This window comes from Brevibacterium renqingii, from assembly GCF_017808095.1.
GTDB lineage: Bacteria > Actinomycetota > Actinomycetes > Actinomycetales > Brevibacteriaceae > Brevibacterium > Brevibacterium renqingii.
The window spans coordinates 257,342-272,438 of sequence record NZ_JADBHG010000003.1; the positions used below are offsets into that span (position 1 = coordinate 257,342).

Consider the following 15,097-nt stretch of genomic DNA (forward strand, 5'->3'; position numbering starts at 1 on the left):
GAGCAATGGCCGAATCAGAGCGACGTCGCGGGCAGCGCCGTCGGGGCGCGGCGGGACCGCGACGCAGCGGAGGCGGCGCGTCTCCTCGCCCAGGTGCGGGTGTGAACCTGCCCCGGCGCATCGCCTGGGAGGTCCTCCTCGATGTGGCGACGAAGGACTCCTATGCGAACCTGCTGCTGCCGGCGAAGCTCACCCGCACCCGCATGAACGCTCAGGACGCCGCATTCGCCACCGAATTGACCTACGGGGCCCTGCGCCGACAGAAGTTCTACGACGCCGTCATCGAATCAGCAGCTCGCCGCCGGATCGACGCGATCGACGCAGAGCCCCTGGCGGCGATGCGCCTCGGCGCCCACCAGCTGCTGGCCATGCGCGTGCCCGACCACGCCGCCCTGTCCGAAACCGTCGCCGTGGTCAAACGGAATGCTGCGAAGACCGCCGGCTTCGTCAATGCGGTGCTCCGCCGCATCTCCGAGGCCGACAGCCGGGAATGGCTCGAGCGAGTCACCGCGGGGACCTCGGAGACGACGCGCTTGGCCATCGAACACTCCCATCCGGAATGGATCGTGCGGGCCCTGACCCAAGCGCTCAAGGGCCACGAACGCGATGCCGGGGAGCTCGAGGCGCTGCTGGCGGCCGACAACGCGCCCGCGAAGGTCGGCGTCAGCGCCCTGCCCGGCCTGCTCGACCGTTCCGAACTGCCCGGAGAGGCGACCCCGCTGTCGCCGATCGGAGCGACCCTGGACACGGCGGTGCCGCGCGAGGTCCGAGCCGTCGCCGACGGTCGCGCCCGCGTCCAGGATGAGGGATCGGCGCTCGTCGCACTCGCCCTGGCCGAGGTCGACGCCCCCGCCGGCACGTGGGCCGATCTGTGTGCCGGGCCCGGCGGCAAGGCCGCTGTGCTCGGCGCCGCAGCCGCCCAGCGGGGAGAGGCCCTGGCCGCCTTCGACTCGAGCGAGCACCGGGTAGAGCTCGTCCGCGACTCGACCCAGGCTCTGCACAATGTCACCGCAGAGGTCCGGGACGGACGCGAAGCGAGCGGGCCCTACGTCAGGGTCCTCGTCGACGTGCCCTGCTCCGGGCTCGGAGCCCTGCGTCGGCGTCCCGAAGCCCGCTACCGCAGACAGCCGGAAGACATCACCGCACTGACCGGACTGCAGCGCGAACTCCTCGGCGCCGCCCTCGACGCCTGCGCCCCCGGGGGAGTGGTCGCCTATTCGACCTGCTCGCCGCACTACGCCGAAACCGTGCTCATCGTCGACGAAGTGCTGCGGACCCGCGCACAGAACGGGCACGAGGACGTCGAGGTCCTCGACGCTCCGTCCGTACTCGCGGCGATCACCGGTGCGGCCGCCGACGACTTCGCCTCGGTCTCACGAGGCGAAGGACGCTGCGCTCAGCTGTGGCCCCACCTGCACAACAGTGACGGAATGTTCCTGACACTCCTGCGAAAGGCGGAATGAGACATGGCCATCGACATCAACCCGAGCATCCTGTCCTCGGACTTCTCCGATCTGCGGGGCGAACTCGCGAAGATCGACACCGCCGATATGGCGCATATCGACGTGATGGACAATCACTTCGTCCCCAACCTCACCTTCGGCCCGCCCGTGGTCGAGAGGATCCAAGCGATCTCGCCGATCCCGCTCGACGCGCACCTGATGATCGCGGACGCCGACCGCCACGCCCCGGTGTATGCGGAGATCGGCTGCGCCTCGGTGACCTTCCACGCCGAAGCGGCAGCAGCACCGGTGCGCTTGGCCCGCGAACTCCGCCGACTCGGCGCGAAGGCCAGTCTCGCGCTCAAACCCGCCACCCCCATCGAGCCCTTCGTCGACCTCCTCGGCGAGTTCGACCAGATCCTCATCATGACCGTCGAACCCGGATTCGGCGGACAGAAGTTCCTCGACGTGTGTCTGCCGAAGATCCGCCGCACCCGCGAAGCGATCTCCGCGACCGGTCTCGAGATCCGCCTGCAGGTCGACGGGGGAGTCTCGGCGGCGACGATCGACCGCGTCGTCGACGCCGGTGCCGACGTGCTCGTCGCCGGCTCCGCCGTCTACGGCGCCGCTGACGCCGCTGCGGCGATCAGCGAGCTGCGTTCCCTGGCCGCTGCCCACACCCACTGACCGATCCGGGCCGGCACGACCGACCCACCGTCCGAAGAGAGCCACCGATGGAACTGTTCGACTGGTTGAACACCCCGGCATTCGAGCTGCTGGGTCGACCTGTGCCCTATTCCGACCTGTTCGGCAATATCTGCGCCCTGGCCACGGTCGTCCTCGCTCTGCGACGCAGCATCCTGTCCTGGCCGGTGCAGATCCTCGGCTCGATCCTCCTGTTCTCCGCGAGCGTCTCAGCCGGCCTCGGCGGCAACGCCTCGCGGCAGGTCGTCATCATCGTCGCCGCCGTCTGGGGCTGGTCCCAGTGGAAGAAGTCGAAGGAGGTCTCCGGCGAGGTCATCGTCCGGTGGGCGAGCTGGAAGGAACGCGGTCTGCTGCTGGCGGCCCTGCTCATCGGGACCGCGGCCTTCGGCTGGGTCCTCGCCTTCGGCGGCTGGTCGTGGAACCCGTACCCGGACGCCTATATCTTCATCGGATCGGTCGTGGCCATGTACGCCCAGGGGCGTGCCATCGTCGAATTCTGGTTCGTCTGGCTGGCCGTCGACCTCGTCGGCATCCCGCTGGCCGTGGCCGGCGGGCTGGTATTCTCCGGAGCCGTCTACCTCATCTTCCTCGTCATGGTCGTCCTCGGGCTCATCGACTGGTCGAAGCGCTCGAAGCAGACGATCTCGGCACCGCACCGCTCGGCCACCGATGTCGGCCGCGACCCGGATGACTGAGCCCCACGGGCCGGACCCGCTCGGAACATGAGACCCGTGGTGCTTCGTCCGGAGACGATGCATTAGGCTGGTCGGGTGAAGACCTTTGACTCTCTCTACGCCGAACTCCTGCAGAAATCCCACGATCGGCCGGACGGTTCGAAGACCGTGGCCGAACTCGACGCCGGAGTCCATGCGATCGGCAAGAAGGTCGTCGAAGAGGCCGCCGAGGTGTGGATGGCCGCCGAATACGAAACCAAGGAGGAGCTCGCCGAGGAGATCTCGCAGCTGCTCTACCACGTGCAGGTGATGATGATCGCCAAGGGAGTGACCCTCGACGAGGTCAACACCCACCTCTGAGACCCTCACGAATCCCACCGACCCGATGCCATCGAACTCATAAGGGACCTCATGCTGCGTGTAGCCGTGCCCAACAAGGGCGCACTGTCCGAAGCCGCCTCCGAGATGCTCGGCGAAGCCGGATACTCCACTCGACGCGGAGCCAAGACGCTCGTCCATCAGGACGAGGTGAACGGGGTCGAGTTCTTCTACCTGCGCCCCCGCGACATCGCCATCTACGTCGGTTCGGGCATCCTCGATGCCGGGATCACCGGGCGTGACCTGCTGCTCGAGTCGCAGGCCGAAGCGCAGGAGGTGCTCGGACTCGGATTCGGCGCCTCCCGCTTCTTCTACGCCGGCACCGCCGGATCCTTCACCTCGCCGGAGGAGCTCGCCGGAGCCCGCATCGCGACGAGCTTCCCGAACCTCGTCGCCGCCGACCTCGACGCCCGCGGCATCGACGCGACCACCGTGCAGCTCGACGGCGCCATCGAGGTCTCGATCCAGCTCGGCGTCGCCGAGGCCATCGCCGACGTCGTCGAGACCGGGTCGACCCTGCGAGCCGCGGGGCTGGAGACCTTCGGCGAGCCGCTGCTCGAATCCGAGGGCGTGCTGATCCAGCGCGCCGGAGCCGAAGAGCGCATCGGCGTGCTCAAACGCCGCCTCGAATCCGTCATGGTCGCCCGCCAGTACGTGCTCGTCGACTACAACATCGAACAGCGACTCGTGCCGGAGGCGATCGCGCTCACCCCGGGTCTGGAATCCCCGACCGTCTCGCCCCTGCAGGAGACCGGATGGGTCGCCGTGCGCGTGATGGTCGAGGCGAAAGAGGTCAACAACGTGATGGACCGGCTCTACGGCGCCGGTGCCCGAGCGATCCTGGTGACGAACATTGGCGCCTGCCGAATCTGATCTGCGCATCTTCCGGCCCCGACAGGTGCGAATCATCGGCATCGTCGGCGCCATCGCCGTGACCCTGGGCTTCGCGATCCTGTCCGTGGCTCTGCTCATCGTGGACTGGGAACCATGGACCGTTCTGGACATGGTATGGATGAACCTGCTGGGCATCCTCTTCGGAGCCGCCCTGCTGCGCATCGCCGACATCCAGGCCCGACCGACCGAGACGGGCCTGGTGGTCAAGAACATGGTGCGCACCCGGCGCTTCGAATGGGGGCAGATCCTCGGAGTGTCGTTCTCACCCGAGGGCGACGACCCCTGGCCGCTGCTCGACCTCACTGACGGCACCACATGTGCTGTGATGGCCATCCAGCATGCCGACGGTCCCCGCGCCCATGCGGACGTCGCACGATTGCGTATGCTCATCAGCAGACGCACCCACTTCAAGGAGGATTAGGAATGGCGAACGAGACTCACGAGGCGGGCACGGGACCGCTGACCGGCTACACCGTCGTCGATCTCTCCCGCGCACTCGCCGGTCCCCACGCGGGGATGATGCTCGGCGACCTCGGTGCCCGTGTGATCAAGGTCGAGAACCCCGGCAGGGGCGATGACTCGCGTTCCTGGGGGCCTCCGTTCGTCGGACCCGAGGACGACCCGCAGGCCACGTACTTCTTCTCCTGCAACCGCAACAAGGAATCCATCGCCCTCGATCTCAAGTCGGAGACGGGCAAGGACACGCTGACAGGGCTCATCGCACGGGCCGATGTGCTCGTCGAGAACTTCCGCTCCGGGGTCCTCGACCGGCTCGGCTTCTCCACCGCCAGGTGCATGGAGATCAACCCTCGTCTGGTCATCCTCTCGATCACCGGGTTCGGTCACGACGGCCCTGAGGCCTCTCGCGCCGGCTACGACCAGATCGCCCAGGGCGAGGCCGGGCTGATGTCCCTGACCGGTTCGGGACCCGATGACATGCAGCGCGTGGGTGTGCCGATCGCCGATCTCCTGGCCGGCATCTACGGCTCGTACGGCGTGCTCGCCGCCCTGCTCGAACGCGAACGCACCGGCAGGGGAAAGGTCGTGCGCACCTCTCTCATCGCCGGAATGGTCGGTGTGCACGCCTTCCAGGGGACACGGGCGACCGTGGCCGGACAGGAACCGCAGCCCGGCGGCAACCACCACCCCTCCCTGTCGCCCTACGGACTCTTCGCCTGCCGCGACGGTGCCGTGCAGATCTCCGTGGGCAATGAGAACCTGTGGCAGAAGTTCTGCGCCGCCTTCGATATCGATCCCGCCGCCGCGGGACTGGCCGACAACGCCTCCCGCGTGGCGAACCGGCCGGCGCTCATCGAACTCATCGAGGACCGGTTCTCGGCCTACGACTCCGCCGAGCTGCTGACCAAACTCACCGAGGCGGGCATCCCGTCGGGCACGGTGCGCACCCTGCCCGAGGTCTACCAGTGGGAGCAGGCGCTCAGCCAGGGACTCAAGGTCTCCGTCGACCACCCGGTGCTCGGCGACATCGACCTGCCCGGACCGCCGCTGCGCTTCTTCGACGCCTCCGGAGACGGCGAGGTCGAGACCACCCGCACCGCCCATGACGCCCCGCCGCTGCTCGACGAGGACGCCGAATCGATCGTGGCCTGGCTGGCCGACGGGAACTGAGCGCCGTCATGCCGCGTCTGAACGCACACGAACTCGTCGACATCGTCCTCGACGAGGGCTCCTTCCGGTCCTGGGACACCGCGCCCATCCAGCCGGCCGGCGGGGTCTCCGAGGACTACGCAGCCGAGCTCGCCGCCGCAGCCGAGAAATCCGGGGTCGACGAGGCCATCATCACCGGTGAGGGAACCATCTCCGGACGTCGCGTAGCCGTGGTCGTCGGCGAGTTCCGGTTCCTCGCCGGCTCGATCGGCGTCGCCGCAGCCGAACGCCTCGTCGACGCCATCGAAAGGGCGACGCTCGAGGGGCTGCCGCTGCTGGCCGGGCCCGCCTCGGGGGGAACGCGGATGCAGGAGGGCACGATCGCCTTCCTGTCGATGGTGAAGATCACGAATGCCGTCGTCGCCCACCGCCGGGCCGGCCTGCCCTACCTCGTCTACCTGCGGCATCCCACCACCGGGGGAGTGTTCGCCTCCTGGGGATCCCTGGGACACGTGACCGTGGCCGAACCCGGCTCACTCATCGGCTTCCTCGGCCCCCGGGTCTTCGAGGCCATCTACGGGGAGAAGTTCCCGGACAACGTCCAGACCGGGGAGAACCTGCACAAGAACGGCATCATCGACGCCGTCATCGGCCCCGAACGGATCACGGCCACCGTCTCCCGCGTCCTCGACGTGCTCATGGGAGCCAAAGAGGTGCCCGGCCGCGTTCCCGACCCGGACACGGCTCCCGCCGAGACCGACCCGGCCTCCGACGCCTGGGCGGCGATCACGAGCTCGCGCCGCCCCGAACGTCCAGGGGTCAGAGATCTGCTGCGCACCGCGGCCAACACCGTGCTGCCGCTCAACGGCACCGGCGAAGGTGAGAAAGACCCCGGTCTGCTCCTGGCACTGGCGAAATTCGGCTCCGCCCCCTGCATCGTCCTCGGACAGGACCGGTTCCGCCAGGACTCCCGTGCCCCACTGGGCCCGGCGGCCCTGCGCGAGGCCCGCCGGGGCATGCGCCTGGCGGCCGAACTGCACCTGCCTCTCGTCACCGTCATCGACACGCCCGGAGCGGCCCTGTCTCAGTCCGCGGAGGAGGGCGGGATCGCCGGAGAGATCGCCCGCAGCCTCGCCGAGCTGGCCAACCTCGACGCGCCGTCCGTCTCGCTCATCCTCGGCGAAGGCTCCGGCGGAGGGGCTCTGGCGCTCATCCCGACCGACCGCGTGCTCAGCGCCGAACACGGCTGGCTCTCACCGCTGCCGCCCGAGGGCGCCTCGGCGATCGTCCACCGCACCACCGCTAGGGCCCCGGAGATGGCCCAGAGCCAGGGGGTGCACGCCCCGATGCTCCAAGCCACGGGAGTCGTCGACCGGATCATCGCCGAACACCCCGACGCCAGCGACGAACCTCTCGACTTCGTCGCCCGCGTGGGAGCGACACTCGAATTCGAACTCATCTCGCTCATGCGCGAACCATCGGCCAGACGACTGGCCCGCCGAATGGATCGCTACCGGGGCCTGGGCATCTAGGAGAACTGCATGGTAGCTGTGAGAATCATCCCCTGTCTCGACGTCGACGGCGGACGCGTCGTCAAGGGAGTGAAGTTCGCCGACCTCAAGGACGCCGGCGACCCCGTCGAACTCGCGAAGCGGTACGGAGAGTCCGGCGCCGACGAACTCACCTTCCTCGACGTCACCGCCAGCAGCGGGGACCGCGAGACCGTCCACGATGTCGTCCGCTCCTGCGCCGAACAGGTCTTCATTCCGCTGACGGTCGGCGGCGGCGTGCGCAGCCTCGCCGATGTCGACCGGCTGCTGCGCGACGGGGCCGACAAGGTCTCTGTGAACACCTCGGCGGTGGCCGATCCGGGGCTGATCAGTGAGATCTCCCGGCACTTCGGCAATCAGGTCCTCGTCCTCTCCCTCGACGCCCGCCGGGTGCAGTCGACGGCGACGCCCTCCGGCTTCGAAGTCACCACCCGCGGCGGTCGCGAGGGCACGGGCCGCTGCGCGATCGAGTGGATCCGGGAGGCGGCCGAGCGGGGAGTCGGAGAGATCCTGCTCAACTCCATCGACGCCGACGGCACCCGGGAGGGATTCGACCTCGAACTCATCTCCGCCGCCCGCGCGGCCGTCGACGTGCCGCTCATCGCCTCGGGTGGGGCCGGGAAAGTCGAGCACTTCGCACCGGCCGTGGCCGCCGGAGCCGACGCTCTGCTGGCCGCCAGCGTCTTCCACTTCGGCACGCTGAGCATCGCCGAGGTCAAATCCGCGCTGCGAGCCGAGGGGGTCGGGGTCCGATGAGCGGGGACACCGCGCTCGACGCGACGCCGGAGAACTGGCGCGAACTCATCCGGCCGAACTCCGACGGGCTCGTCCCGGTCATCGTCCAGGAGACGACGAGCCGCGAGGTCCTGATGCTCGCCTGGATGGACATCGAAGCCGTGGAGCGCACTCTGGACACCCGCCGCGCCACCTATTGGTCGCGCTCACGACGGGAATACTGGGTGAAGGGCGAGACCTCGGGGCATGTCCAGCACGTGCGCTCTCTCAGCCTCGACTGCGACGCTGATGCTCTGCTCCTCCTCGTCGACCAGACCGGTCCCGCCTGCCACACGAACACACCGACCTGCTTCACCGGAAGGACCATCAGTGCCGACTGACTCAGCGGCGAACCCGAGCGACCTGCCGATCCGTCCCAGCCTCGAGGAGTTCCGCTCGCTCGGGGCCGAGCACAGGCTCGTGCCCGTCCACACTCAGGTCCTCGCCGACTCCGAGACCCCGTTGAGCCTCTACCGCAAACTCACCGACGGCGGTCCGGGCAGCTTCCTCTTCGAGTCCGCCGTCGCCGGCTCCTGGGCCCGGTACTCCTTCATCGGCTCGGCGCCCGTGGCCACCCTCGTCTCGACGGCGGACGGCTTCCGGTGGTCGGGGACCCCGCCCGTGGGCATCCCCACCGACGGGGACGTCCTCGACGCGATCACCGCCGCACTCGACCTGCTCGCCGTGGACGCAGGCGAGTCGGTTCTGCCGCCGATGGTCTCGAGCCTCGTCGGCTACTTCGGCTGGGACATCATCCGCCGCTTCGAGCGCCTCGGCCCACCCCTGCCCGATGAACACCACCTGCCCACCGTGCAGCTGATGATCCCCGGCGACATCGCCGTCTACGACCACTATTCGGGCACGGTCACCCTCGTGGCCAACGTATTCAACGTCAACGGGGCCGACACCGGGATCGACGAAGCCCACGCCGCGGGAGTCGAGCGCATCACCGCCATGCTCGAACGCCTCCGGCGGCCCAGTCCGTCCGACATCCTGCGCGTGCAGAGGACCGACCCCGAGGTGGCCACCCGGACCCCCTCGCAGATCTACCTCGACGGCGTCCGGCAGGCGAAGCAGGAGATCATCGACGGGGAGATCTTCCAGGTCGTCCTCGGACAGCGCTTCGACACCCCGTGCGCGGCGGACGCGCTGAGCGTCTATCGGATGCTGCGGCACTCGAACCCGAGCCCTTTCATGTATCTGCTCAACCTCCATGACGACGCAGGAGAGCCGGCAAGCATCATCGGCTCCTCGCCCGAGGCCCTCGTCACCGTCCGCTCCGGCGACGTCGTGACCCATCCGATCGCCGGTTCTCGTCCCCGCGGGGCGACCCCGGAGGCCGATGACACCCTGGCCAGGGAGCTGCTGGCCGATGAGAAGGAGCGGGCCGAACACCTCATGCTCGTCGACCTGGCCCGCAACGATCTCGCGAAGGTGTGCTCTGCCGGAACCATCGACGTCAGCGAATTCATGGACATCGTCCGCTACAGCCACATCATGCACATCACCTCGACCGTCCGCGGCGAACTCGAACCGGGAACCACCGCCATCGACGTCCTGCGCGCGACGTTCCCCGCCGGAACGCTGTCCGGTGCGCCCAAACCACGCGCCCTGCAGATCATCGACGAACTCGAACCGATCGGTCGGGGCATCTACGGGGGAGTCGTCGGCTATATGTCCTTCACCGGTGACCTCGACCTGGCCATCGCCATACGCACCGGCGTGCTGCGCCGGGGCACCATGAGCGTGTATGCCGGCGGAGGCATCGTGGCCGATTCGGTCCCGGAGACCGAGTACCAGGAATCCGAGAACAAGGCCGCCGCCGTGCTGCGCGCCGCTGCCGCAGCGAACACCCTGTCTGCGGAGTCATCGGCGCAGGGCCGGCACACGACGGACGGAAGTCAGGAGTGATCTGAGATGTCGAAGTCACGCGGAGTCCTCATCGTCCTCGTCATCGCCGCCGGCCTGTGGGCGCTGACGATCTCGTCCTGGCAGGCCGGTGCCGTGGGAGACACCCTCGGGCCCAGCGGTGTGGCCACCGTCGCCGAGGACCCGAGCTCGCAGGCCTCTCCCGTCGCCACCGCCTGCGTGGCCATCATCGCGGTGACCGGCCTGCTGGCCGCAATGCTCGGCCGGGCCGGACGCTTCGTCGTGCTCGGACTCGCGGGGATCGCAGCCGTCGGCTACGGCATCACCGCGCTCTTCGCCGCCTCGGCCCCCGGAGCGACCGCCTGGCCGATCATCGCGGCCGTCGCCGCAGGCATCGGAACCATCGGAATCGTCTGGGTCGCGACCGCCTCGGCGGGGTGGACGAACTCGAACCGGTACGCTCGCAGCGCCGAAGCCGCCGAAGGAGAGTTCGATTCGGCTGCGACCTGGGACGCGCTCTCCCGCGGCGAGGAGATCGCCGACGGTCCCGGCTCTGAGACGGAGACCGGCCATGTGACGGGGTCCGGCGGACAGTCGCACGTCGACGCGGACGACGCCGAGACCGGCATCGATGCGGACGACCCGGATTCGAAATGACCTTGTGACCGGGTCGGTGTCCGGTCAGCCCACGAAGCGTGACACAATGGAGGAAAGTTTCCACACGCGTGCCACGCCTGTCACTCTAAGGAGCGCCATGTCGCAGTCCCTCGCCCGCAACGGGGCCACAGATCTCGACAAATCCACGATCGACTACGCAGCGATCGCCGATCCCGGCCACGGCAACTCGGTGGCGGGGTGGACCGGTGTCATCATCATGCTCATCGGCGTCTCCGTCGGCTGTGTCGGCTTCACGATCCACAATGCGATGATCACCTACATCTCCATCGGCATCGTCGCTCTCGGCGTCGTCGTCGGCCTCATCCTGCGCGCAGTCGGACTGGGCAACAAGCCGAAGACCAAATGACGGTACTGGCCGAGATCATCTCCGGCGTGCGTGAGGATCTGCAGGCACGCCGGAGGGACCTTCCGCTCCCGGAGATCATCGCCCGAGCCGAGGCGGCCGAACCCGTCCGCCCCTTCGCTCTCCACGCCGACTTCGGAGTCATCGCCGAGGTCAAACGGAAGTCGCCGTCTCGCGGCGACCTTGCCCACATCCCCGATCCGGGCACACTGGCCGGCCTCTACGCCGCCGGCGGTGCTCACGCCATCAGCGTCCTCACCGAGTCCCGCCGCTTCTCCGGCAGCCTCGACGACTTCGATGCGGTCCGGGCCGCCGTCGACGTCCCGGTCCTGCGCAAGGACTTCATGGTCGACGAATACCAGTTCCATGAGGCTCGTGCCCACGGCGCCGACATCGTCCTGCTCATCGTGGCCGCCCTCGATCCCGTGCAGCTGGGTGAGTTCCACGCTCTGGCGAAGGAACTGGGCATGACCGCGCTCGTCGAGACCCACAGCCGTGAAGAGCTGGAGATCGCCGCCGACCTCGGCGCCGAACTCATCGGAGTCAACACGCGCAATCTCAAGGACCTCAGCGTCGACACCGACCGATTCGCGCCGCTGGCCGATCTGGCCCCGCAGGGATGCACCCTCGTCGCCGAATCGGGCGTCGCCGGTGCGGCGGAGGTCGCGAAGTACGCGGATGCCGGAGCCGACCTCGTGCTGGTCGGCGAGGCCCTCGTCACCGGGGGCCGACCGCGGGCCGCGGTCGAGGAATACACGGCCATCGGCCGGGAGCGCCGCCGGCTGTCCGCATCCTGAACCCTGACCCCGCCCCTCGCCCGAGGTGACCGACCATGGGCGAGGAGTGCACCCATCCGGCCGTCTGACGGGAGCGAGGTCGCACCTCACCCGACGACGATGAGATCGAGAAGGACCGCAATGAACGATGTGAGCCAGGAGACCGGGCCGTACTTCGGCGAGTTCGGAGGCAGATTCATCCCCGAAGCGCTGATCCCGGCGCTCGACGAGATCGAGGAGACCTGGCGCAAATCCCAGGTCGATCCCGCCTTCACCGACGAACTCCTCGAGCTGCAGCGCAGCTACATCGGCAGGCCCTCGCTGCTCACCGAGGCCACTCGCTTCGCCGAGCACTGCGGCGGCGCTCGTGTGTTCCTCAAGCGCGAGGACCTCAACCACACGGGCAGCCACAAGATCAACAACGCCGTGGCCCAGGCACTGCTGGCCAAGCGCATGGGCAAGTCCCGTCTGATCGCCGAGACCGGCGCCGGTCAGCACGGGGTCGCCACCGCGACGGCTGCGGCTCTGCTGGACATGGAGTGCGTCGTCTACATGGGCGAGGAGGACACTCAGCGTCAGGCTCTCAACGTCGCGCGCATGCGTCTGCTCGGCGCCACGGTCAATGCGGTGACCAATGGCACCCGCACGCTCAAGGATGCGATGAACGAAGCCATGCGGGATTGGGTGGCCAACGTCGACGCCACCCACTACGTCATCGGCACCGTCGCCGGACCGCACCCGTTCCCGGCGATGGTCCGCTCCTTCCAGAACGTCATCGGAATCGAGGCCCGCGAACAGATCATCGAGGCGGCCGGGCGTCTGCCCGACGCCGTCTGCGCCTGCGTCGGAGGAGGATCGAACGCGATGGGCATCTTCGCCGCTTTCCTCGCCGATGCCGACGTCAGGATCTTCGGCTTCGAGGCCGGGGGAGAGGGAATCGACTCCGGCCGTCACGCGGCCCGCTTCTCCGGCGGGCGGCCCGGCGTCCTCCACGGGTCCGCCACGTACATCCTGCAGGACGAGGACGGCCAGACTCGCGGCTCGCACTCGGTTTCGGCCGGTCTCGACTACCCGTCGGTGGGTCCCGAGCACTCCCACCTCCACGACATCGAACGGGTCACCTACGAACCCGTCGTCGACGAGGACGCGATGGAGGCCATGCGCCTGCTCTCGCGCACCGAAGGGATCATTCCCGCGATCGAATCGGCACATGCTCTGGCCGGTGCCATGCGCGTCGGCCGCGAACTCGGTCCCGACGCAGTTCTGCTCGTCAATCTCTCCGGCCGCGGCGACAAGGACATGACGACCGCCGCCAAATGGTTCGACTACCTCGACGAAGGAGCTGTGCAGGTATGACAGCAGCAGGTCCCCGCACGGGCACGACTCTCACCGCCGTCGCCGAGGCCGGTCGCAAGGCCGCCCTCATCGGCTACCTTCCCGTCGGCTTCCCCTCGGTCGAGGGATCGATCGAGGCCATGGTCGAACTCGTGAAGTCCGGCGTCGACATCGTCGAGGTCGGAATGCCCTATTCCGACCCGGGCATGGACGGCCCGGTCATCCAGCGGGCCGCGGAACGGGCGCTCGTGGGCGGAGTCCGGACCAAGGACGTGCTCACCGCCGTCTCCGCCATCGCCGAGGCTGGCGGCACGGCCGTGGTCATGAGCTACTGGAACCTCATCGTCCAATACGGCATCGCCGACTTCGCCCGCGATCTCGACTCCGCCGGCGGGGCCGGGATCATCACCCCCGACCTCATCCCGGACGAAGCCGATCCCTGGTTGGCCGCCTCGGACGACTACGACCTCGACAGGATCTTCCTGGCCGCACCCTCGTCCACACCCGAGCGCATCGCACGCATCGTCGCCCAGACGCGCGGATTCGTCTATGCCGCGTCCACCATGGGCGTGACCGGAGTCCGGGCCGAGGTCGACAACCACGCACGTGACCTCGTCTCCCGACTCAGAGAGGCCGGCGCTCAGCGGGCCTGTGTCGGACTCGGAGTCTCCACGCGCGCCCAGGCCGCAGAGGTCGCCGACTACGCCGACGGCGTCATCGTCGGATCCGCGCTGGTCAAGTCCCTCGACACCGATGGGGTGCGCGGGCTCGGCGAACTCGCTGCCGAACTCGCAGAAGGATGTGCATGAGCTTCAGCCCGGCATGGGCCCTGTTCGTCATCCTCGGCATCGGCCTAGCCCTGTGGATGACGGCGATCCAATGGCGAGCACGCGGTGGTCACAAGGGCGACCTGTGGGCGATCACGGTGGTCACAGTCCCAGCAGCCGTGGTCGGGGGTCGTCTCGGTCATGTGCTGCTGTCGCTGGACACCTATTTCGGACCCGGCATCAGCCCGCTGCGGGCGCTGGCCGTCTGGGACGGCGGATTCAGCTTCTGGGGCGCGCTGCTCGTCGGGTTGGTCACCGCCGTGCTGCTCACGCGATATCAGGGAATCCGCATCCTGCCCTTCCTCGATGCGGTCGCTCCCGGCCTCATCCTCGGTCAGGTGGCCGGAGCCTGGGGCGACTGGTTCGACGGCAGGGTCAACCTGCCGTCCATTATCGTCGAATCGGCATGGAACCTGTTCGGCTGCATCGCCCTCATCATCATCTCGAAGCGGCTGCGTCTGGGCTACGGGCAGGTCTTCGCCCTCTACCTGTGCCTCTTCGGGCTCGGCCGAGTCATGCTGGAGGCGCTGCGCATCGGCACCCCGGCGGCGGCACACGCTCGTGAGGTGCTGGGCCTCTCGCTCAATGTGTGGACCGCTGCACTGACCCTGTTCGTCGGGTTCGTCTGGCTGATCGTCTCGCGGCTGCGTCACCGGACGCAGGAGCGCGGCGTCTACGTCCATCAGGCCCGCACCCTGATCCGACGTCGCGATCGCGGCAAGCACACATACGAAGTCAACGCGCCGATGACGGGATCCATACCGTATGTCGTCGAGACGGGGACCGGCACGAACGTTCGGCGGCCGGCAGATCGGTCCACGCAGGACCCGGCCGCGGACGCCGGTGCCGGCCATCCGTCCATCGCGCGTCAGGAAGCCGCACGAGCGGCCGGGGCGGCGCAGCCGCCCGCTCCCGACGACGAGGAAGCGATCGCCCTCCGAGGTGCGCACAGCTTCGGATTCTTCGGTGCGGTGACCTCCGCGATCTCCATCGTGCCCGATGTCCGCGGCCGGACGGGTGTCCAGCCCGGAGCCCGGATGGAGGCGCCGTCTTCGGGACAGGAGCCCTCAAGTCCCGAGCGCTGAGACGAATAGGTTCACAGTTCGAGCCTTTCCGATCGTTCAGCGCAGGCAGCGGTTCGTGTAGATTGAGATTCCGCCTGTGAGGGACGTCTCACAGGTGGGTCCTCGGAACTCTTCCGATGACACGTCCGAACCGCAGAGGACAGCGCCGTCTTTTCGGAA

Annotated in this window: 17 protein-coding genes; all 17 read left to right on the top strand. The window is 68.4% G+C overall.

What is annotated here, in order from left to right; all coding sequences use genetic code 11:
- Positions 1-5: 5 nt before the first annotated feature.
- A complete protein-coding gene (locus IIE29_RS08580; protein WP_209324818.1) occupies positions 6-1,463 on the top strand; it encodes an RsmB/NOP family class I SAM-dependent RNA methyltransferase in 1,458 nt (485 codons plus the stop codon).
- A 3-nt stretch (positions 1,464-1,466) separates the two neighbouring features.
- Positions 1,467-2,129 carry a ribulose-phosphate 3-epimerase gene (rpe, locus tag IIE29_RS08585; protein ID WP_209324819.1) on the top strand — a complete coding sequence of 221 codons (663 nt, stop codon included), beginning with the start codon at positions 1,467-1,469 and terminating at the stop codon, positions 2,127-2,129.
- A 47-nt stretch (positions 2,130-2,176) separates the two neighbouring features.
- Positions 2,177-2,842, top strand: a complete 666-nt coding sequence (locus IIE29_RS08590; protein ID WP_209324820.1) for a nicotinamide mononucleotide transporter family protein — start codon at positions 2,177-2,179, stop codon at positions 2,840-2,842.
- 75 nt (positions 2,843-2,917) lie between these two features.
- Entirely contained in the window at positions 2,918-3,181 is a 264-nt protein-coding gene (locus tag IIE29_RS08595) for a phosphoribosyl-ATP diphosphatase (RefSeq protein ID WP_209324821.1), read from the top strand.
- 51 nt (positions 3,182-3,232) lie between these two features.
- Positions 3,233-4,072, top strand: coding sequence for an ATP phosphoribosyltransferase (gene hisG, locus IIE29_RS08600; RefSeq protein ID WP_209324822.1), 840 nt, complete (start codon positions 3,233-3,235; stop codon positions 4,070-4,072).
- Positions 4,053-4,514: a PH domain-containing protein gene (locus tag IIE29_RS08605; protein WP_209324823.1), complete on the top strand. Its 462-nt coding sequence runs from the start codon at positions 4,053-4,055 to the stop codon at positions 4,512-4,514. The genes hisG and IIE29_RS08605 overlap by 20 nt, the downstream gene beginning before the upstream one ends.
- A gap of 2 nt (positions 4,515-4,516) precedes the next feature.
- Positions 4,517-5,722, top strand: a complete 1,206-nt coding sequence (locus IIE29_RS08610) for a CaiB/BaiF CoA transferase family protein (RefSeq protein WP_209324824.1) — start codon at positions 4,517-4,519, stop codon at positions 5,720-5,722.
- Positions 5,723-5,730: 8 nt separating this feature from the next.
- Positions 5,731-7,233 carry a carboxyl transferase domain-containing protein gene (locus tag IIE29_RS08615; protein WP_209324825.1) on the top strand — a complete coding sequence of 501 codons (1,503 nt, stop codon included), beginning with the start codon at positions 5,731-5,733 and terminating at the stop codon, positions 7,231-7,233.
- A gap of 9 nt (positions 7,234-7,242) precedes the next feature.
- Entirely contained in the window at positions 7,243-8,007 is a 765-nt protein-coding gene (gene hisF, locus IIE29_RS08620; protein WP_209324826.1) for an imidazole glycerol phosphate synthase subunit HisF, read from the top strand.
- Positions 8,004-8,366 (top strand): phosphoribosyl-AMP cyclohydrolase, encoded by a 363-nt coding sequence (hisI, locus tag IIE29_RS08625; RefSeq protein ID WP_209324827.1) that lies wholly within the window; start codon positions 8,004-8,006, stop codon positions 8,364-8,366. Before hisF ends, hisI begins: the two co-directional genes overlap by 4 nt.
- Positions 8,275-9,936, top strand: a complete 1,662-nt coding sequence (gene trpE, locus IIE29_RS08630; RefSeq protein WP_209324828.1) for an anthranilate synthase component I — start codon at positions 8,275-8,277, stop codon at positions 9,934-9,936. The genes hisI and trpE overlap by 92 nt, the downstream gene beginning before the upstream one ends.
- 6 nt (positions 9,937-9,942) lie before the next feature.
- A complete protein-coding gene (locus IIE29_RS08635) occupies positions 9,943-10,551 on the top strand; it encodes a Trp biosynthesis-associated membrane protein (RefSeq protein WP_209324829.1) in 609 nt (202 codons plus the stop codon).
- 97 nt (positions 10,552-10,648) lie between these two features.
- The gene (locus IIE29_RS08640) at positions 10,649-10,918 is read left to right on the top strand and encodes an HGxxPAAW family protein (RefSeq protein ID WP_209324830.1); all 270 of its coding nucleotides are present in this window, start codon (positions 10,649-10,651) and stop codon (positions 10,916-10,918) included.
- Positions 10,915-11,712, top strand: coding sequence for an indole-3-glycerol phosphate synthase TrpC (gene trpC, locus IIE29_RS08645; RefSeq protein ID WP_209324831.1), 798 nt, complete (start codon positions 10,915-10,917; stop codon positions 11,710-11,712). The genes IIE29_RS08640 and trpC overlap by 4 nt, the downstream gene beginning before the upstream one ends.
- A gap of 120 nt (positions 11,713-11,832) precedes the next feature.
- Entirely contained in the window at positions 11,833-13,047 is a 1,215-nt protein-coding gene (gene trpB / locus IIE29_RS08650) for a tryptophan synthase subunit beta (protein ID WP_209324832.1), read from the top strand.
- Entirely contained in the window at positions 13,044-13,835 is a 792-nt protein-coding gene (gene trpA / locus IIE29_RS08655) for a tryptophan synthase subunit alpha (protein WP_209324833.1), read from the top strand. Before trpB ends, trpA begins: the two co-directional genes overlap by 4 nt.
- Positions 13,832-14,938, top strand: coding sequence for a prolipoprotein diacylglyceryl transferase (locus IIE29_RS08660; protein WP_209324834.1), 1,107 nt, complete (start codon positions 13,832-13,834; stop codon positions 14,936-14,938). Before trpA ends, IIE29_RS08660 begins: the two co-directional genes overlap by 4 nt.
- Positions 14,939-15,097: the final 159 nt, after the last annotated feature.

Bases quoted from the DNA above. Each gene is read 5' to 3' on its own strand.
- hisI (WP_209324827.1), top strand. From the start codon at position 8,004: ATGAGCGGGGACACCGCGCTCGACGCGACGCCGGAGAACTGGCGCGAA.
- rpe (WP_209324819.1), top strand. From the start codon at position 1,467: ATGGCCATCGACATCAACCCGAGCATCCTGTCCTCGGACTTCTCCGAT.
- IIE29_RS08635 (WP_209324829.1), top strand. From the start codon at position 9,943: ATGTCGAAGTCACGCGGAGTCCTCATCGTCCTCGTCATCGCCGCCGGC.
- trpE (WP_209324828.1), top strand. From the start codon at position 8,275: ATGCTCTGCTCCTCCTCGTCGACCAGACCGGTCCCGCCTGCCACACGA.
- trpA (WP_209324833.1), top strand. From the start codon at position 13,044: ATGACAGCAGCAGGTCCCCGCACGGGCACGACTCTCACCGCCGTCGCC.
- IIE29_RS08610 (WP_209324824.1), top strand. From the start codon at position 4,517: ATGGCGAACGAGACTCACGAGGCGGGCACGGGACCGCTGACCGGCTAC.
- hisF (WP_209324826.1), top strand. From the start codon at position 7,243: ATGGTAGCTGTGAGAATCATCCCCTGTCTCGACGTCGACGGCGGACGC.
- IIE29_RS08640 (WP_209324830.1), top strand. From the start codon at position 10,649: ATGTCGCAGTCCCTCGCCCGCAACGGGGCCACAGATCTCGACAAATCC.
- trpB (WP_209324832.1), top strand. From the start codon at position 11,833: ATGAACGATGTGAGCCAGGAGACCGGGCCGTACTTCGGCGAGTTCGGA.
- hisG (WP_209324822.1), top strand. From the start codon at position 3,233: ATGCTGCGTGTAGCCGTGCCCAACAAGGGCGCACTGTCCGAAGCCGCC.
- IIE29_RS08660 (WP_209324834.1), top strand. From the start codon at position 13,832: ATGAGCTTCAGCCCGGCATGGGCCCTGTTCGTCATCCTCGGCATCGGC.
- IIE29_RS08580 (WP_209324818.1), top strand. From the start codon at position 6: ATGGCCGAATCAGAGCGACGTCGCGGGCAGCGCCGTCGGGGCGCGGCG.
- IIE29_RS08590 (WP_209324820.1), top strand. From the start codon at position 2,177: ATGGAACTGTTCGACTGGTTGAACACCCCGGCATTCGAGCTGCTGGGT.
- IIE29_RS08615 (WP_209324825.1), top strand. From the start codon at position 5,731: ATGCCGCGTCTGAACGCACACGAACTCGTCGACATCGTCCTCGACGAG.
- trpC (WP_209324831.1), top strand. From the start codon at position 10,915: ATGACGGTACTGGCCGAGATCATCTCCGGCGTGCGTGAGGATCTGCAG.